This window comes from Rhodococcus sp. ACPA4 (assembly GCF_002300185.1).
Classification (GTDB): Bacteria; Actinomycetota; Actinomycetes; order Mycobacteriales; family Mycobacteriaceae; genus Rhodococcus_F; species Rhodococcus_F globerula.
Genome location: NZ_NSDY01000001.1, coordinates 735,643 through 756,709 on the forward strand (window position 1 = coordinate 735,643; position 21,067 = coordinate 756,709).

16 protein-coding genes and 1 tRNA gene are annotated in these 21,067 nt (G+C 61.9%); 16 read left to right on the forward strand and 1 reads right to left on the reverse strand.

Annotated elements, in window-relative coordinates; translation table 11 throughout:
• The first annotated feature begins 97 nt into the window (after positions 1-97).
• Genes CJ178_RS03370 through CJ178_RS03425 form a run of 12 tightly spaced genes read left to right on the forward strand, consistent with a single transcriptional unit; the run spans position 98 to position 14,595 of the window.
• The gene (locus tag CJ178_RS03370; protein WP_095886096.1) at positions 98-1,732 is read left to right on the forward strand and encodes an ABC transporter substrate-binding protein; all 1,635 of its coding nucleotides are present in this window, start codon (positions 98-100) and stop codon (positions 1,730-1,732) included.
• 14 nt (positions 1,733-1,746) lie between these two features.
• Positions 1,747-2,811, forward strand: a complete 1,065-nt coding sequence (locus CJ178_RS03375; RefSeq protein WP_095887814.1) for an ABC transporter permease — start codon at positions 1,747-1,749, stop codon at positions 2,809-2,811.
• Positions 2,808-3,722, forward strand: coding sequence for an ABC transporter permease (locus CJ178_RS03380; RefSeq protein WP_095886097.1), 915 nt, complete (start codon positions 2,808-2,810; stop codon positions 3,720-3,722). The genes CJ178_RS03375 and CJ178_RS03380 overlap by 4 nt, the downstream gene beginning before the upstream one ends.
• Positions 3,719-5,335, forward strand: a complete 1,617-nt coding sequence (locus CJ178_RS03385; protein ID WP_095886098.1) for a dipeptide ABC transporter ATP-binding protein — start codon at positions 3,719-3,721, stop codon at positions 5,333-5,335. The genes CJ178_RS03380 and CJ178_RS03385 overlap by 4 nt, the downstream gene beginning before the upstream one ends.
• Positions 5,332-6,582 carry an acyl-CoA dehydrogenase family protein gene (locus CJ178_RS03390; protein ID WP_095886099.1) on the forward strand — a complete coding sequence of 417 codons (1,251 nt, stop codon included), beginning with the start codon at positions 5,332-5,334 and terminating at the stop codon, positions 6,580-6,582. The genes CJ178_RS03385 and CJ178_RS03390 overlap by 4 nt, the downstream gene beginning before the upstream one ends.
• The gene (locus CJ178_RS03395; protein ID WP_095886100.1) at positions 6,579-7,823 is read left to right on the forward strand and encodes an LLM class flavin-dependent oxidoreductase; all 1,245 of its coding nucleotides are present in this window, start codon (positions 6,579-6,581) and stop codon (positions 7,821-7,823) included. Before CJ178_RS03390 ends, CJ178_RS03395 begins: the two co-directional genes overlap by 4 nt.
• A 10-nt stretch (positions 7,824-7,833) precedes the next feature.
• The gene (locus CJ178_RS03400; protein WP_033234742.1) at positions 7,834-8,754 is read left to right on the forward strand and encodes an LLM class flavin-dependent oxidoreductase; all 921 of its coding nucleotides are present in this window, start codon (positions 7,834-7,836) and stop codon (positions 8,752-8,754) included.
• Positions 8,751-9,989 (forward strand): acyl-CoA dehydrogenase family protein, encoded by a 1,239-nt coding sequence (locus tag CJ178_RS03405; protein WP_095886101.1) that lies wholly within the window; start codon positions 8,751-8,753, stop codon positions 9,987-9,989. The genes CJ178_RS03400 and CJ178_RS03405 overlap by 4 nt, the downstream gene beginning before the upstream one ends.
• Before the next feature lie 41 nt (positions 9,990-10,030).
• Entirely contained in the window at positions 10,031-11,062 is a 1,032-nt protein-coding gene (locus tag CJ178_RS03410; protein ID WP_095886102.1) for an aldo/keto reductase, read from the forward strand.
• A 43-nt stretch (positions 11,063-11,105) separates the two neighbouring features.
• A complete protein-coding gene (locus CJ178_RS03415) occupies positions 11,106-12,137 on the forward strand; it encodes an aldo/keto reductase (RefSeq protein ID WP_095886103.1) in 1,032 nt (343 codons plus the stop codon).
• 1 nt (position 12,138) lies between these two features.
• On the forward strand, positions 12,139-13,212 hold the full coding sequence (locus tag CJ178_RS03420; RefSeq protein ID WP_095886104.1) for an LLM class flavin-dependent oxidoreductase: 1,074 nt from the start codon (positions 12,139-12,141) through the stop codon (positions 13,210-13,212).
• 21 nt (positions 13,213-13,233) lie between these two features.
• Entirely contained in the window at positions 13,234-14,595 is a 1,362-nt protein-coding gene (locus CJ178_RS03425) for an NtaA/DmoA family FMN-dependent monooxygenase (protein ID WP_033234738.1), read from the forward strand.
• A 93-nt stretch (positions 14,596-14,688) separates the two neighbouring features.
• On the opposite strand, the gene CJ178_RS03430 is transcribed toward CJ178_RS03425, so the two are convergent.
• Positions 14,689-14,762, reverse strand: a tRNA-Cys gene (locus CJ178_RS03430).
• Positions 14,763-14,996: 234 nt separating this feature from the next.
• On the opposite strand from CJ178_RS03430, the gene CJ178_RS03435 reads away from it, so the two are divergent.
• From CJ178_RS03435 to CJ178_RS03450, 4 genes are all read left to right on the forward strand, one after another.
• Positions 14,997-15,368, forward strand: a complete 372-nt coding sequence (locus CJ178_RS03435; protein WP_095886105.1) for a rhodanese-like domain-containing protein — start codon at positions 14,997-14,999, stop codon at positions 15,366-15,368.
• 11 nt (positions 15,369-15,379) lie between these two features.
• Positions 15,380-17,248, forward strand: coding sequence for an ABC transporter ATP-binding protein (locus CJ178_RS03440; RefSeq protein ID WP_095886106.1), 1,869 nt, complete (start codon positions 15,380-15,382; stop codon positions 17,246-17,248).
• A complete protein-coding gene (locus tag CJ178_RS03445; RefSeq protein WP_179300711.1) occupies positions 17,245-19,017 on the forward strand; it encodes an ABC transporter ATP-binding protein in 1,773 nt (590 codons plus the stop codon). The genes CJ178_RS03440 and CJ178_RS03445 overlap by 4 nt, the downstream gene beginning before the upstream one ends.
• A gap of 403 nt (positions 19,018-19,420) precedes the next feature.
• The gene (locus CJ178_RS03450) at positions 19,421-21,064 is read left to right on the forward strand and encodes an ABC transporter substrate-binding protein (protein ID WP_033234736.1); all 1,644 of its coding nucleotides are present in this window, start codon (positions 19,421-19,423) and stop codon (positions 21,062-21,064) included.
• Positions 21,065-21,067: the final 3 nt, after the last annotated feature.

The following is a 21,067-nucleotide window of genomic DNA, read 5'->3' on the forward strand; positions in this document are numbered from 1 at the left end:
AGTGTCTACCAGACCTCGACGGGCTGCGTTCTCGTTTCAGTCGCGACGGTGATCGTCCGTCTCTCCCTTCGGAGCCCTTCAAGAAAGGCAAATTCCTTTGTTCACCAAAAGTTTTCAACGTGCCGTCAAGTCTGCGGCGGCCGTGACAGTACTGGCCGTAGCACTTGCCGCCTGTGGTGGCGCGTCGGCGTCGGACGGCACCGCCGGAACACCGGTGGACGGCGGGACGCTGACCTTCTACGACCCTGTCGATTACGCGGCGTGGAAACCTACGAACTCGCTGTGGTCCAACAGCCAGGTTTCCAACAATCTTGCTGAGCGGCTGATCTGGCAAGACCCTGAAACGGGTGAATACCGGCCATGGTTGGCAGAGTCGTACCAGGTCAGCGATGACCATCTGTCGTACACATTCACGCTGAAGTCCGGCGTTACATTCAGCGACGGCACTGCGCTGAATGCCGGAGTGGTCAAGGCGAACTTCGATCAGCACGGCATCGGCGACGCGCAGAAGGGCATCACCGTGGATCCGTTCTGGACCGATTACGCCGGCACCGATGTGGTCGACGATCGGACGGTTGTCGTCAAGCTGGCGAAGCCCAATGTCGGCTTCATTCAGATCCTGTCGAACTACCGTGCCAGCTCGATCCTCGGGCAGTCGCTGCTGGATCGAGATCTCAACGGTCAGAGTGATATTCGTAACTGGGTGGGAACAGGCCCCTTTGTGGTCGAGTCGGTGAACGGAACCAGCGGCGTCACTCTCGCACGACGCGACGATTACAACTGGGCGCCCGAAGGTTCGGGTCATTCCGGCCCAGCCTACTTGGAGAAGATCGTCTTCAAGACAGTTCCGGAAGCCGGAACGCGAGTCGGCGCATTGCAGTCGGGTGAGGCGCAGATCGCGCGCAACATCGCGCCGTACGACGAGGAAACTGTGACGGCAGGCGGCGGAGTCCTGCTACCGATTTCGGTGCAGGGTGAGACCAACGACCTGACCCTTCAGTTGAAGGATCCGGAAGCGCCAACTCAGGACAAGCGGGTCCGTCTTGCGTTGCAGGCGGCCACCGATCGCACGGAGATCAACCAGACTGTGCTGTCCCCGAACTACCCGGTTCCGTCGAGTGCACTGGTTCAGGGAACGCCGCTTCGTGGTGATTCGAGCAGCTATCTCACCTACGACCTCGACAAGGCCAAGTCCCTGCTCGACGAAGCGGGTTGGAAGCCGGGAGCAGACGGGGTCCGGGAGAAGGACGGCAAGCGATTGGCCTTCCACTTGCGGGTGGCACCCTACTATCAGGTCTCGCAGTCGGTTCTGGAAGTTGTTCAGTCGCAGTGGCGAAAGGCCGGCGTCGACGTCACGCTGACGCGCCCGTCGTTGACTGAATACGAGTCCCAGCTGGCTTCCGCGCCGGACTGGTACTTCACGCAAGGTCAGACGTCCACCGCGGAACCCAGTGTCCTGCGCACGTCGTATGGCAGTGACCGCCAGAACGGGACCAAGAACTTCCAGAAGGACGAAAAGTTCGATCAACTCTTGGCGGCGCAGTCGTCTGCATTCGATCCGAATGAGCGCAAGACCGCGATCCAGGCGATCGAAGATCACATCTTCGGCGAGGGCTACTCGATACCGCTCTACGACGAGACCCAGGTCTTCGGCCTCGCTTCCAGCGTCCACGGTTTTGCCACTGAATCCACCGGCCGGTCGTGGTTCTACGACACATGGGTTTCGCAGTGAGAGGCAACGGAGGAATGTGCAATTACACCCTGAAGCGAATCGGGCAGTCGTTCTTGGTGATGTGGGCCGCCTACACTCTGTCCTTCTTTCTCCTCAGCGCATTGCCTGGGGACGCGGTGAACAACCGCATCCAGAACCCGGAGGCCCAACTGTCCCCGGAGTCCGCGCGGGCGCTGGTCGAGTACTACGGACTTGATCGGCCGTTGCTGGAGCAGTATGTCAGTGGTCTGGGTGGAATCCTGCGGGGAGACTTGGGGTATTCGCTCACCAATGGCACACCGGTGACCGGTCTCATCGGTGACGTCCTACCGAGCACGCTCCAACTTACCGGTCTGGCATTGGTTTTCGGCCTCGTCCTGGCAGCTGTCATCGCCGTGGTCGCGAACTATGCTCCGTGGGCGTCGGTGCGAAGTGTGGTTGGTTCGGTACCGGCGCTGTTCGGTTCGGTACCCACTTTTGTGGTGGGAATCCTTGTACTGCAATTCTTGTCGTTCAAGTTGCATGTGATTCCGTCGTCCGACGACGGTTCGTTCCTGGCACTACTGGCTCCGGCCGCGACATTGGCTATTCTCATCGCTGCACCGCTGGCACAGGTGTTCAGTACCTCGATAACCACAACCCGCGACTTGCCATTTGTTCACGTACTGCATGCGAAGGGCGCTGGGGAAGGGTATGCCTTTCGCCGGGGCGTACTGCGAAACTCTGCATTGCCGGTACTGACGCTTCTCGGACTTGCCTGCGGCGAACTGATCGCCGGATCTGTGGTGACCGAGGCAGTCTATGCTCGACCAGGACTCGGCCAGCTGACCGTGAACGCGGTCGGTACCCAGGATCTCCCGGTTCTCCAGGGAGTGGTGTTGGTTGCGGCTTTGGCATACGTGGCAGTCAACCTCGCGGTCGACCTGGCGTACCCGTACATCGACCCGCGGGTTCTTGTCGACGGGCAAAACTCACGCGTCACCGCTCGTAGAACCCGAACGAAGCTGGTACTTCCCGGATTCGGCGTCAAGGCAACTGGCGTCGCCCCTGTACCCGTTTCGGTTCAGCGCCGGCTGCCGGCGGAGGTGTCGATGCCATGACCGTCATCATCGAGGACACAACGGTGCAGAATGCACCGCCGACGAGCGGTGCAGAGCCAGAAGCAACTGCGTCGATCGTTCGAGAAACGGTGCGATGGGCTGCCCGGAACTGGGGTTTGGTGCTGTCGACCGCCATTTTTGTACTCGCGGTGCTGTGGGCGCTCCTGCCAGGGGCGTTCACCAGCTTTGATCCGATTGCCGTCGACAACGGCCGTAAGTTGTTACCTCCGTCCGGCGAACACTGGTTTGGTACCGACCTTCTCGGTCGCGACATGTACGCACGTGTCGTCTACGGCGCACGGGCGTCGCTACTGGGCGCCAGCATGGCGGTCGCCGTCGCGGTGATCGTCGGTTCGGTGCTCGGCGCAGTTGCCGGTTGGTTCGGTGGGTTCGTCGACACCGTGGTGATGCGACTCATCGACGTTGTGCTGTCCGTCCCCGGTTTCTTGCTCGCTATCACGATCGTGGTGGTGTACACGGCAAAAGTGGGGCAGGCGGGCTTGATTCCCGCCGCGATTGCAGTGGGTCTGACCTCGGCGGCGACGTTCGCGCGATTGATCCGGTCCGAGGTACTCACCGTGCGGGCAAGTAACTACGTCGAGGCGGCGATCACCAGCGGCGCAACCACGTTCACGGTTCTGCGGCGCCACGTGGTTCCGAACTCGTTGGCGCCGACCGTATCGCTGATCGCCGTTCAACTCGGGATCGCCATCATCTGGATTGCCTCACTGAGCTTCCTCGGACTCGGTGCTCAGCCACCGAATCCTGAATGGGGACTGCTTGTTTCGGATGGGCGGCAGTTCATTGCCACTCGAGGATGGCTCACACTCTATCCCGCACTCACCATCATCGCGGTGGTTCTGGCGACCAACAACATCGCTCGTCACCTCACGACAAGGAGTTCGCGATGAGCCTGGATCCAGTCTTGTCCGTCAAAGGACTCACCGTTGGCTATCGGACGAATCGCACGCTTGCGCCAGTGGTGCACGATGTCAGCTTCGACGTCGGCCCCGGTCAGGTTCTGGCGCTGGTGGGGGAGTCGGGGTCGGGTAAGACCACCACCGGCCATGCGATCCTCGGCTTACTCCCCACGAACGGCGAAGTGATCTCGGGTTCGATCGTCTTCCGTGGTCAGGAGCTGACCGCGTTGAACCCCAAGGGGTGGCGCGAGATCCGTGGCCGGTCGGTGAGTCTGATTCCGCAGGACCCGACGGTGTCCCTCGATCCGGTCCGCCGGGTGGGGCATCAAGTCGAAGACGTGGTGCGTCTTCATACCGACCTCGGCGCGGATGCGCGGCGTGAGCGTGTTCACGAACTGTTCGGGCTCGTCGGTTTCGACGATGTCGAACGCCGATACGGGCAGTATCCGCACGAGTTGTCGGGGGGAATGCGGCAACGAGTGCTGGTTGCAGCCGCAGTGGCCGCGGAACCTGATCTGATCATCGCCGACGAACCCACGTCGGGACTCGATGCGACCGTGCAGAAACAGGTCCTCGATCTCATCGACAGCCTGCGGGCTCGATCGTCGACGAGCATGGTTCTGGTTACCCATGATCTTGGTGTTGCTGCAGACCGCTCCGATCTCATCGGAGTCATGCGCAACGGGCATCTGGTGGAAGTCGGACCGACAGCGGAGGTTCTCGCGAATCCACGGCATGCCTATACCCGGCATTTGTTGAACAGCGTGCCATCGCGGTTTTCGGTGCGCGAGAATCGAGGCTCTGTGCTCGCGGCACGGAAGACGGTTATCGAGGTCGCGGACCTGCACAAGGATTACGGCGAAGTCCCTGCCGTGGACGGTATTTCGTTCCACGTTCGGCAGGGTGAGACATTTTCGATCGTCGGCGAATCCGGTAGCGGAAAGTCGACCACTGCCCGAATTCTCGCGGGATTGACCACTGCGACGTCAGGGCGCGCGTCCGTGCTTGGTTCGGACATCACTGCACTGAGCCGCTCGGAGTTTCGGCCACTGCGCCGTGACCTGCAAATCGTGTATCAAAACCCGTACTCGTCGTTCGATCCCCGGTTTACGGTCTTCGACGTAGTCGAAGAACCGCTGCGGTCTTTCCAGAAGGCGCGCTGGGGACGACGCCGGGGAAACGTCGACCGCGTGGCGGCTGCGTTGGAAGCCGCGGCACTACCAGCTGACTTTGCGCGCCGTCATCCACGTGAACTGTCCGGTGGCCAACGCCAACGTGTGGCAATCGCCCGTGCGCTGGTGGTCGAACCGAAAGTTGTCGTGCTCGACGAGCCGATCTCGGCGCTGGACGTGTCTGTGGCCGCACAGATTCTCGAACTCCTACAGCGCCTTCAACAAGAGCGCGGGCTCACTTACGTTTTCATCTCGCACGACTTATCTGTTGTTTCCGCAATCTCAGATCGAGTTGCGGTGATGCAGCGCGGACGCATTGTCGAGCAAGGATCCGTGGAACAGGTCTTTTCGAATCCCACGGACGACTACACCGTCCGGTTGCTCGAGGCGATCGCCGGACGCGAACTCACCACTACCCGAGGAACCCCATGACTACTCGACCCGACACCCTCGATGCCGCTCTGATCCGGTTCAGGTCCATCTTCGGTGAACTGGCAAAAGGTGCCGGAGAACGTGATCTGTCCGGCGAACACCCGTATGAACTGGTACAGGAGCTTGCCGACGCCGGATTCGGCAAGCTGCGAGTCCCCCGCGAGTACGGCGGATTCGACGTCGATTTGCCGACCTTGTTCGCCCTGCTCGCGGAGGCCGGGCAAGCCGACGCCAACGTGCCGCAGATCTGGCGTGGGCACTTCACCACCACCGAGATCCTGCGGCTGGAAACCGATTCCGAGGTGAGGGGGTATTGGTTGACTACGGTCGCCGGTGGTGCGGTGTTCGGCAATGCGCAGTCGGAGCCGGCCGACCGTGTTGGCGGCCTTGATTCGGGCGGCGGATGGGGCACGATCACCACACGGGTCAGGCGCAGTGACGCGGGCGAGCGGGTTGTCTCCGGTACCAAGTTCTATTCGACAGGCTCCCGCTTCGCGGATTACATTCGGGCGGCGGTCGTGGACGGCGACGGGCACCGGGAGTTCGTGGTGCTCCCCGCCCGGCACCAGGGCGTTGAGCATGTCGACGACTGGGACGGTGTCGGACAACGCCAGACCGGTAGTGGTACAACAATTTTCACTGATGTCCCAGTGGAGTCCAACGGCGAGATCGGCCGCTATACCGAATCTTTGCGTGGGCTGGACTCGTTCGTTCAGATCGTGCATCTGGCGAACCTGGTCGGGATTGCGCGCAGTGTCCTGGCTGAGACCATCGATATCGTCCGTAACCGAACCCGCACCAGTCGGCATGCCCTGACGCAGGATGCAGTCGCCGATCCGGACGTGCTCGGTGTTGTCGGAACTCTCTACTCCCGCACGCTGACGGCGGAAACTCTGCTCGGTCACGCCGCGCGTCGGTTGGACGAGGCGCATGCCACCGGTGACGAGGCGGTGTATTCCGACGCCTATATCCAGGCCTCTGCTGCGCAGGTAGCAGTCATCGACGCTGTCCTGGCCGCCGCCAGTGATGCGTTCAACGCGGGTGGTTCGTCGACAGCTCGTAGGCGAGCGCACCTGGATCGACATTGGCGCAACGCGCGCACGCTCGCGTCACACAATCCGGTCATCTACAAGCCGCGGGTGATCGGCGACTACTACGTCAACGGAAATGCGCCGGTATCAGGCTATTACGCCGATCGGCCGTCGGCAGCCAACGCTGCCGACCAGAGCGAAAGGGTTCAGCTGTGAGCGGGCAACTGCATCTGAACGTCAACATCCTCAATGCCGGTGTCTTCGGCGGCTCCTGGCGGTTCCCCGATACCGACGCGCTGGCGAGCTACACGATCGAGCACTACACAGCAATCGCCAAAAAGGCCGAGGCGGCCAAGCTCGACGCGGTTTTCCTCGCCGACGGTCCTCTACTGGACCCGAGTATCAGGCACCGATCCGGCAACAACCTGGAGCCCACAACAGTATTGGCGCGGGTGGCCGCACAGACCGAGAAGATCGGACTGATCGGGACGCTGTCGAGTTCGTACAACGATCCGGAGGAAATCGCCAGGCGACTCGGAGACCTCGATTACGTCAGCGGCGGGCGATTCGGTTGGAACGTAGTGACAACGGCGGGGCCGGTCGCAGCGCGCAACTTCGGCCATGCCGGCGAGCCGGAGCACGGTCTCCGCTATCGCCGAGCCGCGAGTGTGGTCGACCAGGTGGTCACCAAGTGGGGAGCGCGAACTGAACTCGTATCACCGCAAGGACGGCCTGTCATAGTGCAGGCAGGAGGCTCCAGTGACGGAAAGCGGTTGGCCTCGCAGATCGGTGAAGTGATCTTCTCCGCGGAACAGGACCTGGACAAGGCGCGAGCATTTCGCACCGAGATCCGCGAAGGTGCAGAGAAGTTCGGTCGTTCGCCGGACGAAGTGGTCGTTCTTCCCGGGCTGTCGACAGTGTTGGGCAGCACGGAGGCGGAGGCTAGAGCGCGGCGCGAACTCCTCGACGAGTTGCTGCCCGATGCGTACGCCCGCGATCGGCTTGCCGGACAACTCGGATTCTCCCTGGACGGACTCGACGACAATGCGCCGATTCCTCCTGATCTACTGAGAAATCCGGATCACGCCGGCGGATCTCAGACGTTCTACCGGGTTGTCCTCGGCATCATCGAGCGCGAGAATCCGACCCTGCGTCAACTGTTGAAGAAGCTGTCCGGAGGTGGCGGTCACCGCATAGTCGTCGGCACTCCGGAACAGATCGCCGACGACATCGAGCGGTGGTTCCGCCATGGCGCGGCCGACGGATTCAACGTGATGCCGGATGTATTGCCTTCGGGGTTCGACGATTTTGCCGACCATCTCGTGCCGGAGTTGCGCCGGCGAGGCCTGTTCCGCACCGATTACGAGGGGACCACTCTGCGTGATCACCTCGGGCTCGGTGTGCCTGGCGTCCCATACACCACCACAGACGAGTACCCGCTCGTGAGCGCGGAATGAGGAGAAACAGATGACCGTGTTCGTGGAGTTGGCGGTGGGTGAGTCGGCGGGACAAGTATCAGTCTCCGCCGCAGATGCAATCGCACGAGTTGCCCAGAGCGTGAACGCAAGTGGCATCAGACTTGTCGACGAGGTCGAGAGCCTGCGCACGATCGATCCTTCGATTGTCGGCAGCTACCTCGCTGGTCGGTACGGACACCTCGGGTACCTGATCGATGCGCGGACAACGCACAATGCGCCGTACAACCTGGCTCGGCGAGTGCTGTCGCTGGATCGTGCGACAGACGGCCGCGTGGGAGTTGTCCTCGCGCCGGGGGAGGGCGACGAGGTCAGCGATGCGACAACCCCAGACCCCCAGGCATCGGAGACATCCGAACGGTGGGTCGAGTATGCGGACATCGTCTCGCGGCTGTGGGAGTCGTTCCCGCGCGCGGCACTGCTCGGAGACCAGGAACGTGCCACCTTTGTCGACGACACGTTGATCGCACCGATCAATCACGAAGGTCGGTTCTATCGCGTGGCCGGACCGTTGGACGGACCGGCGTCGGTGCAAGGTCGCCCCGTGGTAGTGGCTGCCGATCCCGACGCTCTGGGATGGTCGCGGATCGCTGCGGTTGCGGACGTCGTCATCGTGGAGCGCAACAACATCGACGGGGCCGACGCTGCCCTGTCGGGCGCACTTCATTCCGTTGGACGCCGGCGATCCGATGTTGCCCTGCTGGCCCGGTTGACCGGTGCCGTCAGTGCGGTAGAACTCAAGCAGTGGGCGCCTGACAACGGTGTCGACGGATTTGTCCTCGCGACAAGTGGACGTGACGAAGCTGCGATTGTGGACCTTGTCAGGGACGTGGTGCCTCAACTTGCGGGACCGATAGGGCGCACGCTGCGTTCGACACTCGCACTGCGTGAGAGCGCAGAGGTGTTTGCATGACCGCCGTACATGTGTCTCCGGCACCCGTACCGGAGCACGGCGTGGAGCGTCGGGAGGAATACTTGACTGTCGCCGGGATCCGAGCAGCTGCCGCTCCGGTGTTGACCCGCCTCGGTGCCACTGCTCGGGCTCGCGAAGAGACACGTGACTATGCGTTCGATAATGTCCGTGAACTTGCCGATCTCGGAATTGCCCTTACCGGCATCGCCACTGCCGAAGGTGGCGGCGGAGGAACCGTCAGAGATGTCGTGGAGCTGGTCATCGACATTGCCCGTGCGGATTCCAATGTCGCGCAGGCACTTCGGCCGACTTTTTTGGCAGCGAACCAGGTCGCCAGTCGTGAGGACGTTCCGCTTCGGGAGATCAATCTGGAGCGTTTGCGTCAACGCGCGTTGTTCGTGGGTACCGGCAACGAGCGCAACGGCGGGGCGAGTGGAAGCGTATCCACCACAGCCCGGCGCCACGGTGATGGTTATGTCGTCAACGGACGAAAGTTCTATTCGACGGGCGCGTTGTACGCGACGTACTTCTCGTCGCAAGCAGTCGCCGAGGACGGCACGATCATCCGATTCACGGTGCCCGTTGATCGCGCGGGCGTAGACCGACGTGACGACTTCGACGCTATCGGCCAGCGGCTGACGCAGAGCGGTTCCACCTGGTTCAACGATGTGTGGGTCTCGGATGACGAGGTTGTCGTCGCGGAGGACTCGCGTCCGGACAATCCGTGGCAGGGCTCCTTCGCGCAGCTCTATCTCGCGGCGGTACAGGCGGGCATTGCGGCGCGCGCGCTCGATGATGCGGTGTGGTTCGTGCGGGAGCAGGCTCGTCCCATCAAGCACAGCTCGGCGACACAGAGCGTCGATGATCCGTACGTGCGGGCGACCGTCGGAGAACTCGGTGCGCGGGTACGGGCAGCACGTGCGGTGGTGTTGTCGGCTGCCGAAGAGCTCCAGAACTTGCGGGGATTGGCGGGCGAGGATGCGCGGCGGGCCGGCGCGAGCGCAGCCGTTGTCGTCGCCGAATCAGGCGTCATCGCGATCGAGTCTGCGCTTCGCGCTTCGGAATTGCTCTTCGATGTCGGTGGCGGTTCGATTACGAACCGCGAGTGGGGTTTCGACCGTCACTGGCGTAATGCCCGTACGGCTGCGAACCACAATCCGCGTCAGTGGAAAGCGGCAGTCGCCGGCGCCTATCACCTCACCGGGGAAGAGCCCCCTCTCACGGGGTTGTTCTGAAACAGATTTGTGCACAGCACCATTCATGTGAAAGGAAATCAATGACCATCGAGGTTGACCGCGTACTCGGCCGAACCGGTGTCCGGATCACTCCACTGACGCTCGGGACGATGAATTTCGGCCGCTGGCAAGAGGAAGGGGAGAGCCTTCGGATCATTTCGTCCGCTCTGGATCTTGGTGTCTCGGCTATCGACACCGCGGACGTGTACGCCCAGGGTGTTTCCGAGGAGATCGTCGGGAAAGCGCTCACAGGTCGGCGCGACGACGTGTTCCTCGCGACGAAGTTCCACGGCCAGATCGGGACCGACCCTCGTCACGCGGGCAATTCACGCCGCTGGATCACGCGGGCGGTCGAGGACAGCTTGCGCAGGCTGCGTACCGACTACATCGATCTCTATCAGGCACATCGCCCAGATCCGGATACGAGCCTGCTCGAGACGTTGCAGTCACTCAACGACCTGATCCGTCAGGGCAAGATCCGGTACTACGGAACCTCCGCGTTTCCGGCACATCTACAGGTCGAAGCCCATTGGCTTGCCGAGAAGTACGGTCTTGTCGCCCCTCACACCGAGCAGCTGCCTTACTCGCTGCTGGTGCGTGGCGTCGAGCGTGAGGTGTTCCCAGTGGTGAGGAAGTACGGTGTTGGCGTCCTCTCCTACGGCCCGCTTGCCGCCGGGTGGTTGTCCGGCAAGTATCGGTTGGGCGCGCAGCAACCGGAATCGGCTCGTGCCGAACTGATCCCGGGTCGCTTCGACGTGAGTGCCGAGCGCAACCAACGCAAACTGGTGGCAGCTGATGCACTTGCCCAGCTTGCGGAGGACAACGGACTCACACTTGTCGATCTGTCGATCGGATTTGCCCTCAATCATCCGGCGATCAGCAGTGTCATCATCGGCCCCCGAACGCAAGAACATCTCGAAGCGTATGTGAAGGCCGCGGCGGTGCAGCTGAGCGATCAGATCCTGGATCGCATCGATGAGATCGTCGACCCGGGTACACAATTCTCCGAGCGAGACACCGGGCGAGACACTCCGTCGTTGACACCGGCCGAGCTTCGCCGCGACCACCGCTGACCTACTGAAAACGACTGAAAACTACCGAAAGACATTCACACTCATGAGCTATGGCACTTTCGAAACCACCTACACTGCTGATGCCGAGCGCTACACCAAGATTCCGTACCGCAGAAGCGGTGCGTCGGGGCTCGACCTTCCCGCGTTCTCTTTCGGGCTGTGGCAGAAGTTCGGTACCGACTACGCGTTCGAGACGCAGCGGGAGATCATCCTGCACGCTTTCGACCTGGGGATCACCCATTTCGACAACGCGGACCGGTACGGCCCGCCGCACCGCGCCGCGCAACAGAACTTCGGAAGGGTTCTGGCGAAGGATCTGGCGTCCTACCGCGACGAGATCATCCTGTCGACGAAGGCAGGTAACGCGATCGGGCCCAGCCCGTATCTGAAGGGTGGATCCCGCAAGTCCTTGCTGGCCTCGCTCGATCACAGTCTGCGTGATTTCGGCACTGACTACGTCGACATTTTCTACAGCCACAGCCCAGACCTGTCGACTCCTGTCGAAGAGACTGTCGGAGCCCTGGTGTCAGCTGTGCAGCAGGGCAAAGCGCTCTATGTCGGACTCTCGAACTATCTACCAGAGCGTGCGCACGAAGCCGCAGTGTTGCTCCGCGAGGCCGGCGTTCCGTTGCTCATTCACCAGCCGAGGTATTCGATCTTCGATCGGCGTATCGAGCAGAACGGATTGCTCGAACTGGCGCAAGAGGACGGCTTCGGGCTGATCGTGTATTCGCCGCTGGCTCAGGGTCTGCTCACGAACAAGTACCTCGAGACGATCCCCGCCGATGCCCGAGCAGTCAACAGCACCTTCCTCAGTCCCGATGTCCTCACCGACACCTATCGGCAGCGTGCATCCGAGCTCAACAAACTGGCGGAATCACGTGGACAGTCGTTGGCGCAGTTGGCGCTTCAGTGGGTCTTGCGGCAGCCAGCAGTCACGTCGGCGTTGGTGGGGGCCAGCTCGACGTGGCAGCTCGACCACAATCTGCAGGCACTGAGCTTCCCGGAGTTGACCGACGAGGAACTCGCCATCATCGAAGAGCACGGTGTTCACGGCACCGGGCTGAACCTCTGAGATGACGTCCGTCGCAGCGCCGATCGGTGCGGGCATCGAGGATGGACGACCGTTCCGGCTCAATTTCCTCCTCCATCTGGACCGGGATCTGTCACCAGCGCAGGCCTACCGCGAGGCGATCGAATTGTTCGTTGCCGCTGAGGAATTGGGCTACGACTCCGGGTGGGTGATCCAGCGTCATTTCCGTCAGGGCAACGAACATATCTCGGCTCCGCTGGTCACGCTTGCGGCGATCGCCCAGCACACCAGCAGAATTCGATTGGGCACCGGGGTATTGGTGCTTCCCCTCGAGGATCCGCTGAAGGTTGCCGAAGACGCTGCGACGCTTGACGTACTCAGTAATGGACGGTTGGAACTTGGCCTGGGTTCAGGGCCTTTCCCGGGGGCCTGGGAAGCGTTCGGGCGAGATCTCTCCGACAAACAGCGGTTGGTTGGCGAGTCGATCGACCGACTGCACGGCGCACTCGAGGGGAAGTCTCTCAACAGTGCCGGGGAGGTCCTGTACCCACCTGGTCACGGCGTACGGGATCGATTGTGGCAGGCCACGACGAGTGAACCCACGCACGCTCACGATGCGGCCAGAGCAGCGGCTCTCGCCGGCGACGGCTTGCAGTTGTCCAGGGCCACAACGTTTCGGGGTGGGAGCGCGCGAGAGGCACAGGAACGACAGGCGGCGTGGATCGACAGCTACCGCGGCGCCTGGAATGACCCCGTGCGCTCGCCACGGGTACAGGTGTCGCGCGCGGTGTATCCACATCCGGATCGGGAAGTGGCAACACGATTGGTGACCCCGGGTGTGCAGCGTTGGCAGAGTTGGAGCACGTCGGGAAAACAGACCCGCAGCCAGAGCGTCGAGGACTATCTGGCGGCTGACAACGCACTGATCGGACCCAGCGAGACACTGGCAGCTGAACTTGCCGCCGATCCGGCACTGCGTGACATCACCGATTTGCTGGTGAGCTTTGTTCCCGGGGTGCCAGACCGGGATGAACATCTCCGATTGCTCGAAACCAGCGCCCGGGAGCTGGCCCCTTTGCTGGGCTGGCGATCGGCCGCTGCGTCCGTCCCTTCATAACCCGATTGTGAGACTTCTGCGATGACTGGATTGCACCTGAACTTGTCCCTCATGACGCCGGGTCATTTCCGGCACGCGTGGCGGTTACCGCACGCTGATCCACTGGCCTATCTCGATATCGATCATTTTGTGCGGCTCGCTCAGATCGCAGAATCGGCCAAGATCGACGCCGTCTTCCTCGGCGATGGGCCGGCGTTGCGCGGCGAGATCGAGGAGGCACCTGGAACCGGAATCGATCCGCTGGTGCTACTCGGCCATCTGGCGGCGATCACCGAGAACCTTGGTGTCGTAATTACCAGTTCGACGACCTATAACTCGCCGTACAACTTGGCACGTCGATTTCAAGCACTCGACCATGTCACCAAGGGGCGTGCCGCCGTCAACATCGTGACCACCGGGACACCGGCGGCAGCTGCGAACTTCGGCCTGTCCGAGCACCCCGACAAAGAATCTCGTTATCGGAGGGCGTGGGAGTTTCTCGAGGTGGTGACTGGTCTGTGGGACAGCTGGGGCCCGGATTGGCTTGTCGCGGACAAGAAGTCAGGTCAGTACGCGGACGTCTCCCAAATCCGCTCCAGCGACCATGTCGGGGAGTTCTTTTCGGTGGCCGGCCCGCTTCCTGTCCCGCCGGGGCCACAGGGTCGTCCGGTGTTGGTGCAGGCAGGCGGGTCGGAAGGCGGGTTGAAACTGGCCGGAGATTTTGCCGACGTCGTATTCACGGTGGCACAGACGCAGTCGAAAGCGGTTGCCTTTCGAGATGACATCCGGCGTCGGGCCGTCGCTGCCGGTCGCGGGCCCGATGACGTGAAAATATCACTCGGAGTTGTTGTGCTGGTTGCGGCGACCGAGGAGCAGGCCCGAGCTCGAGAAAAGGAACTGTATGCGACATTGCCGATCGAACGATTGACTGCAGTTCTGCTTGCGAATCTGGGCTTACCCGAAGGCTCGTTCGGTCCCGACGACGTGATTTCCGAAGCCGACCTGCCGGGAACGATTCCGACAGGTGCGTTCTCGACCGGGTTCAGTGTGTCGACGCGCGCCTTGATTCACGAGGGTCCGCTCACGCCGCGTGAACTGGTGACGCGTGGCGCAGGCGGTTCGGGGCATCGCCTTGTGGTGGGTTCGGCTGAGCAGGTTGCCGACGATCTGCAGGAGTGGTTCGAGGCCGGAACAGCGGATGGTTTCACCATCATGCCTGCGGATACTGCCGTCGACCTCGAGAACTTCGCAAACCTGGTTGTACCGATCCTGCAATCACGCGGTCTGTTCCAGCGTGAGTACACAGCACCAACTCTGCGAGAGAGATTTGGCCTGTCCTTCGGGGACCGTCGACGCCCGCAGTCGCATCGGTCCGGAACCGAGTTGGTTGCAGTCCCGGTGTAGACGGCGGACATCGCAACGAGCGCGTGATCTGTTGTTATCGCGGCAAATCTCAACCCGATGGGCACCGACTTCGAGGTCGGTGCCCATCGGTGATGGAGCGGATGGCAGGATTCGAACCCACGTGGACGGTTTTGCAGACCGCTGCCTCGCCTCTCGGCCACACCCGCGCTGGCAATCAATTATGTTTGTAGAAAACAGCATTCGCCAGAGTTGTGATCACGAAGAGTTGATCGGACTGAAGTGTCGAGTATCTTTGAGCCGCAACGAGTTGAAGCAAATCTAAACAATCTTCGTAGATCAGCTTGCTTGTTCTTCGGGCAACCGCTGTGCAGACTCAATTGCGTGCACGTGCATCTAACTGTGCATCTATTTTCCGTACCCGCGAACCATGAAGGACCACTATGTCGCCGCAGAACGAACCAGCGTTGGTCACTCCGGTAATCGCCGCAGCAGCAGTGGCCGGAGGGGCGTTGCTCATCGATGTGCGCAGCGCGAAGGGCCGCAACGAGAATGGCGCAATTCCAGGAGCCGTGGTCGTCGACCGCAATGACCTCGATGCCGAGTTCGGACTCGACTCGCCCGCCAAGCACTCGGAGGTGAACTCGCTCGATCAACCGATCGTCGTGGTGTGTGGCTCGATTGCCGGTTCCGCGCCGGTTGCCGAGGGGCTTCTTCAGCGCGGGTTCGCGAACGTGGTCCACGTCGACGGCGGTTTCCCGGCGTGGAAGGCGGCGGGTCTGACCGTTGCCGAACCTGTTTCGCCGCAGTCGTAATTCGTTTCTCGATGTCGATGCGTGGAGGTTCGGCCATTTCGTTGCCTGGCGACGATCTCGATTCGATGGAAACCGGTACCGTGCTGCGTGCCGGCGTGCGGGTCATGGCCAGGGGGAGCCTGGGGTATCGGATAGCGACTCCACTGTCGATCATCGCCGGACTGATCAACGGTTCCACGATGGTTTTCAGTGCTGTCGCCATCGGCTGGGCCACCGATCATCTGATCATCCCGGCCTTCACGGATGCCGAGGTTCCGGCGCGGTCGTGGTGGATCGCTTTGGGCGCCATCGCCGGAGTGTCACTTCTTCGAGTGATCACCATCGTCACTCGAGCGGTTGCGGCCGCGTACGTGCAGTACGGCAACCAAGCGTCGACCAGGCGTGCGTTGATACGGCAGTATGCCAAGCTCGGCGTTCCCTGGCATCGGCGGCACTCCACCGGGCAGTTGCTTTCCAACGTGGTCTCCGACGTCGAAGTTCAGTGGGCGCCCATGCAATTCTTCGCTTTTGCGATGGGCAGTGTGTTCATGCTCCTGGTGGCGCTGGCGAACATAGCGCGCTCGGACCGGTACCTCGCGGTGGTCGCGCTGATGCTGGTGTTCGTCGTGCTTCTGGCTAATTTCGTGTACCAGCGGGTGATGTCACCGCGTGCTCGTGACGCGCAACGAGCCAGAGCCGCGGTCAGTAGCGTCGCGCACGAGGCCATCGAGGGCGAGCAGGTTATCCGCACCCTGGGGATCGTGGACAGTGAGTCGGCACGATTCGTGCGCGCCGCCGAGAACACCCGCGTTGCGAATACTCGGATGTCCTTTGTCAGTGCGGCCTTCGATCCCTTCGTCGAACTTGCCCCGACGGCAACGGTATTGGTGGTGCTGCTCATCGGTTCTGGCCGAGTGTCCGCGGGCGAGCTGACTGTCGGCACGCTGGTCGAGACCATCTATCTGTTCCTGACGATGGCCTTGCCGCTGGGCATGATCGGCCGGTTCCTCAGCATCCTGCCGCTGGCCGTGGTGGGCAACAAACGCACTGCTTCGGTACTCGATTCCGTCGACTACACGCAGTTCGGAACCGAAACGCTGGCCGGTGAGAAGGCTTTGGGGGTGCACGTAGAGGCGGTGCGTTTCACGTACGACGGGGCACTGGGTGAAGCCATCGGCCCGGTGGAGTTGCGTTTCGACGCCGGTGATGTCGTTGCCGTCGTCGGCGCCACCGGATCCGGGAAAACGACGCTCGTTCGCATCCTGGCCAGGCTTGCCGATCCTGATACGGGCATTGTGCGCTACGACGGTATCGACGTGAGAAGCCTCGCGGACGGAGAAATCGAAACCCGGGTAGCAGTGGTGAGCCAGACGTCCTTCTTGTTCGACGACACGATTCGAGGGAATGTCACGTTGGGTCGCGATATCGACGATCTCCAGGTTTGGCGGGCTCTCGACGTGGCCGAGGCCGCAGAGTTCGTCCGAGGCATTCCCGGTGGGCTGGACGCCGCGGTCGGGAAACGAGGTGCCTCACTCAGCGGTGGCCAACGTCAACGGATCGCGCTGGCCCGCGGTCTGGCCGGCTCGCCGTCCTTGCTGATCCTCGACGACGCGACCAGCGCACTCGATCCCACAGTCGAGCGCGACGTGCTCGACAACATTCGTCGCGAATTCGTGAGCGAACGCGGCGGCGACCGTCGATGTACCGTCGTGATGACAGCGGCGCGCAAGAGCACGGTTACTCTGGCCGATCGCGTCTTGTGGATGAACGGCGGTGTGATCACCGCTTCCGGCACTCACACAGACCTTCTCGCGCAGTACGACGGCTACCGGCAAATAGTCGACGCCTACGCCGACGGAATGGACATCGACGAGTTGGACGCGGCCGGCGGCCGGTCATGAGTGAGTCCCTGGCGTCGAAAGTCCGAGCGACTCGAGTGCTGTACCCCGGTCTCCTCCGCGGAATGTGGTTGACCGTTCTACTGGCGTTTGTCGCTGCCAGCGGACGAATCGTGGTTCCGCTGACGGTGCAGTACGCCCTCGATCACGCACTGCTGCACGGCAATGCCGACAATGACAATTCGACTGTGCTCCTCGGCGCGGTGGGGGTGGGTGCACTCGGCGTCGCGGCAGCGGGAACGGCGTCGTGGTTGCTCAACCGCCGGTTGATCCGCACCAGCGAAAACGCGTTGGCGGCACTGCGCACAGCTGCATTCACTCACATCTTCAGGTTGCCGCCCGCGAGATTCGACGACACAGCCCGCGGATCGCTGGTCGCCCGCGTCACCAGCGACGTCGACACGGTGTCGCAGTTCGTCCAGACCGGTGGTGTCACACTGGTTGCGAACTGCGCACAGATGTTGGTCGCATCGTCGATCATGCTGGTGTACAGCTGGCAGTTGGCACTGTTGGTGATCGGTGTCTCCGTGATCGCGGTGGTGACCATGCGATTGATCCAACGAGTGATCGCCCGCCGATTCGGCGAAGTCCGAGTAGCCGTCGCGAATCTGTACGACGGTGTGTCCGACATGGTGAACGGCGCCGAGGTGACTCGTTCGTACGGAGCCGACGCACGTATCCAGGCGCGAGTGGACGGACTGATCGACACGACGAGGAAATCGCTGTTGCACACCCAATTGCCGTTGGGCGTCAACATGTCTCTGGGTGAAGCCGCCAGCGGAACCATCACAGCTGCGGTCGTGCTCTTCGGCGCCGCCGTGGGTACCGGTCACATCGAGTGGATGGATCTGACTGCGGGTCAGTTGGTCGCATTCCTGTTCCTCATCACGTTCTTCGTGCGCCCGCTGCAGTTCTCCGTGTCGATTCTGGGGGAGTCGCAGAGTGCGGTAGCAGGATTGCGCAGAGTGTTCCACTTGCTTTCCGAGCCTTCGGTCACCGTGGGAGCTGGTGCGGGTACGCCGCTCCCCGTCGGCGGCGTCGGCGTCCGGATGCGCGCGGTCGATTTCTCGTACAACCCGAGCAAACATGCGATCCGCAGCCTGGACCTCGACATCGAGCCACATGAGCACGTGGCTGTGGTCGGCGAAACCGGCTCGGGAAAAACAACTTTCGCGAAACTGTTGACCCGTCAACTCCTGTCGACCAGCGGATCGATCGAACTCGGCGGAGTCGACATCCGCAGGATCACCGACAGTTCGTTCGCCCGTCGTGTCGCCATCGTCCCGCAGGAAGGGTTCCTGTTCGACCGCTCGGTGTTCGAGAACATCGCAATGGGGAGTCCCGGCGCCACCCGTACCGACGTCATGGACGTGTTGTGCGATCTGGGCCTCTCCGAATGGGTGCAGGGTCTCGGTTCCGGGCTCGATACGCTCGTGGGAACGCGAGGCGATGCGTTGTCCGCAGGCGAGAGACAACTCGTGGCCCTGGCGCGGACCGCTGTGGTGGATCCCGATCTGCTGGTACTCGACGAAGCAACCAGCGGGGTGGATCCCGCCATCGATGTCACCGTGCAGCGCGCACTGGCCCAGCTGACCAAGGGACGCACGACGGTCACGATTGCTCACCGCATGATCACCGCGGAGACCGCAGACAGCATTCTGCTCTTCCACGACGGTCTATTGGTGGAACGAGGATCGCACGCCGAATTGACTGCAGCAGGTGGGCGGTACGCTGCCCTCCATCAGGCATGGAAGACCATGAACAGTCTCTGACCCGCTATCCCGGCCCCGGCCGTCGTCGGTGAAGTACTTCTTAAATGATTGCGTAGCCCCGATGGGTTGTTGTGACGCGGAATTACTTCGATAGTGGACGTGACAGCAGTGCATGCGTTCGGCATCGCACATGATCGGCTCGGTTATCAGGAGTTAGACGTGTCCAACAACAACGACGGCGATCTCGGTCGCCACAGCAGCAGCGACGGCGTGGTCCACGCACGTCCGCTGCTGTGTTGTCTCAGTTGTTGACCCACTCCTGATCGAGATTCACCTCGTTGCGCCCCGACTCCGGGCGCACTTCGTCCACTCACATGATGCCCACGGCAGTCAGTCCCCTTGGGTGTCGTCTGCCGTTTCGCGCATCGGTGTATTTGAAAAACCGCACAATAGGAGCACTTTCGTGAAATCTATCCGCCATTGGCGCGCTGTCGGCGCACTTCTTCTTGCAGTCGGTATCGCGGCCACCGGATGCTCTGCGCAGGCGAAGGTCGCTTCGGCGCAGGGAGGTGATCCGGTCTCCGGTGGAACACTGCGATTCGCGGTTCTCGATGCCCCGGCCAACCTCGATCCACATTCCGGGAGTAGCTATCCGGAGTCGTTGATCACCAGCAACACCAGCGACAAACTGACCTACCAGAACCCCGAGACAGGAGAGATCGAACCGTGGCTCGCGACGTCGTGGGAGTACAACGACGATCTGACCGCGTTCACGTTCCACCTGCGTGACGATGTCACGTTCAACGACGGAAGCAAACTGGACGCTGCGGTGGTGAAGGAGAACTTCGATATTCTCGGGCTCGGCAACGAGGCACTCGGCGTTCCCGCGGTGACCGCGTACTGGGTCGGGTTCGTCAGCAGCGAAGTGATCGATCCACTGACGGTGAAGGCCACCTTCAATCGGCCGAATGCCGGTTTCCTGCATGCACTTTCGCACTATTTCTCCGGAATAGTCGGACACTCGACGCTCCAGCTGAGCAAAGCGGACCGCGCGCTCCCGCAGAACATCGTCACCACCGGTCCGTACACCGTGACCGAGCAGATCTACCAGGAGAAGACGGTGCTCACCAAGAGGGCAGGGTACGACTGGGCACCGGCGAGTCGAGCGCACAGCGGCGAGGCGTACCTCGACACGGTGGAGATTGCGGTGATTCCCGAGGCAAGCGTTCGGACGGGTGCGCTGAAGTCGGGTGAGGTCGACGCGATCCTCGATGTCAATTCGACGGACGAGGCGCCGCTGAAGGCGCAGGGGTATCAGATTGTTTCCCAACTGATTCCCGGACGCGACATCGCCTTCGACTTCAAGACCGACGTCTTTCCGACCGACGACATCGCTGTGCGCAAGGCAGTCAATCTGGGCTGGAGTCGTGACGCCCTGAAGAAGACCGTGCTCACGGACAGCTACGCGGTGTCGACCTCGGCGATCTCCTCGCGGGTTCCCGGATGGAAGGACTTCAGTGCCGATCTGACCGAGAACCAGGACGAGGCGGCGAAGATCCTCGATGCGGCTGGCTGGAAGTCGGGTGCCGACGGTATCCGTGAGCGTGACGGAAAGCGGCTCACTCTCGAGCTTCTCGGCATCGACAATCTGGTGGTCAACAAGCCCGCGTACGAGCTGATTCAGCAGGACCTGGCCAAGATCGGTATCGAGCTCGATCTGGCGGTTCTCCCGATCCCCGACTTCAGTGCGGAATCGAAGAAGTCCGGCGTCTACAACATTCAGGTCGCCAACACGAGTCGCGCCGATGTCGCAGTCCTCGAACAGACGTACTCTCCGCTGTTCTCCAACGCCGGCAAGCTTGCGAAGGACAATCCGCTGTATCAGCAGGCAGTCGACGTTCTGCTCGGAGTGAGCGCCACGCTCGATCCGACGGCGCGCGCGCAGGCGGCGGCAGATGCGCAGGAGTTCATCCTCGACACCGCAGCCTTGACCTCGCCGGTGTACAACCCGGCTCAGGTCACGGCGGCAGATCCGAAGGTACACGGGATCAGCTACGAAGCGCAGTCGCGGAATGTCTTCTACGACACGTGGATCGAGAAGAGCTGAGCC

Excerpts from the sequence above, each read along its gene's own strand:
- CJ178_RS03375 (WP_095887814.1), top strand. The coding sequence starts at position 1,747 with ATGTGCAATTACACCCTGAAGCGAATCGGGCAGTCGTTCTTGGTGATG.
- CJ178_RS03380 (WP_095886097.1), top strand. The coding sequence starts at position 2,808 with ATGACCGTCATCATCGAGGACACAACGGTGCAGAATGCACCGCCGACG.
- CJ178_RS03385 (WP_095886098.1), top strand. The coding sequence starts at position 3,719 with ATGAGCCTGGATCCAGTCTTGTCCGTCAAAGGACTCACCGTTGGCTAT.
- CJ178_RS03390 (WP_095886099.1), top strand. The coding sequence starts at position 5,332 with ATGACTACTCGACCCGACACCCTCGATGCCGCTCTGATCCGGTTCAGG.
- CJ178_RS03400 (WP_033234742.1), top strand. The coding sequence starts at position 7,834 with ATGACCGTGTTCGTGGAGTTGGCGGTGGGTGAGTCGGCGGGACAAGTA.
- CJ178_RS03405 (WP_095886101.1), top strand. The coding sequence starts at position 8,751 with ATGACCGCCGTACATGTGTCTCCGGCACCCGTACCGGAGCACGGCGTG.
- CJ178_RS03410 (WP_095886102.1), top strand. The coding sequence starts at position 10,031 with ATGACCATCGAGGTTGACCGCGTACTCGGCCGAACCGGTGTCCGGATC.
- CJ178_RS03415 (WP_095886103.1), top strand. The coding sequence starts at position 11,106 with ATGAGCTATGGCACTTTCGAAACCACCTACACTGCTGATGCCGAGCGC.
- CJ178_RS03420 (WP_095886104.1), top strand. The coding sequence starts at position 12,139 with ATGACGTCCGTCGCAGCGCCGATCGGTGCGGGCATCGAGGATGGACGA.
- CJ178_RS03425 (WP_033234738.1), top strand. The coding sequence starts at position 13,234 with ATGACTGGATTGCACCTGAACTTGTCCCTCATGACGCCGGGTCATTTC.
- CJ178_RS03435 (WP_095886105.1), top strand. The coding sequence starts at position 14,997 with ATGTCGCCGCAGAACGAACCAGCGTTGGTCACTCCGGTAATCGCCGCA.
- CJ178_RS03440 (WP_095886106.1), top strand. The coding sequence starts at position 15,380 with ATGTCGATGCGTGGAGGTTCGGCCATTTCGTTGCCTGGCGACGATCTC.
- CJ178_RS03445 (WP_179300711.1), top strand. The coding sequence starts at position 17,245 with ATGAGTGAGTCCCTGGCGTCGAAAGTCCGAGCGACTCGAGTGCTGTAC.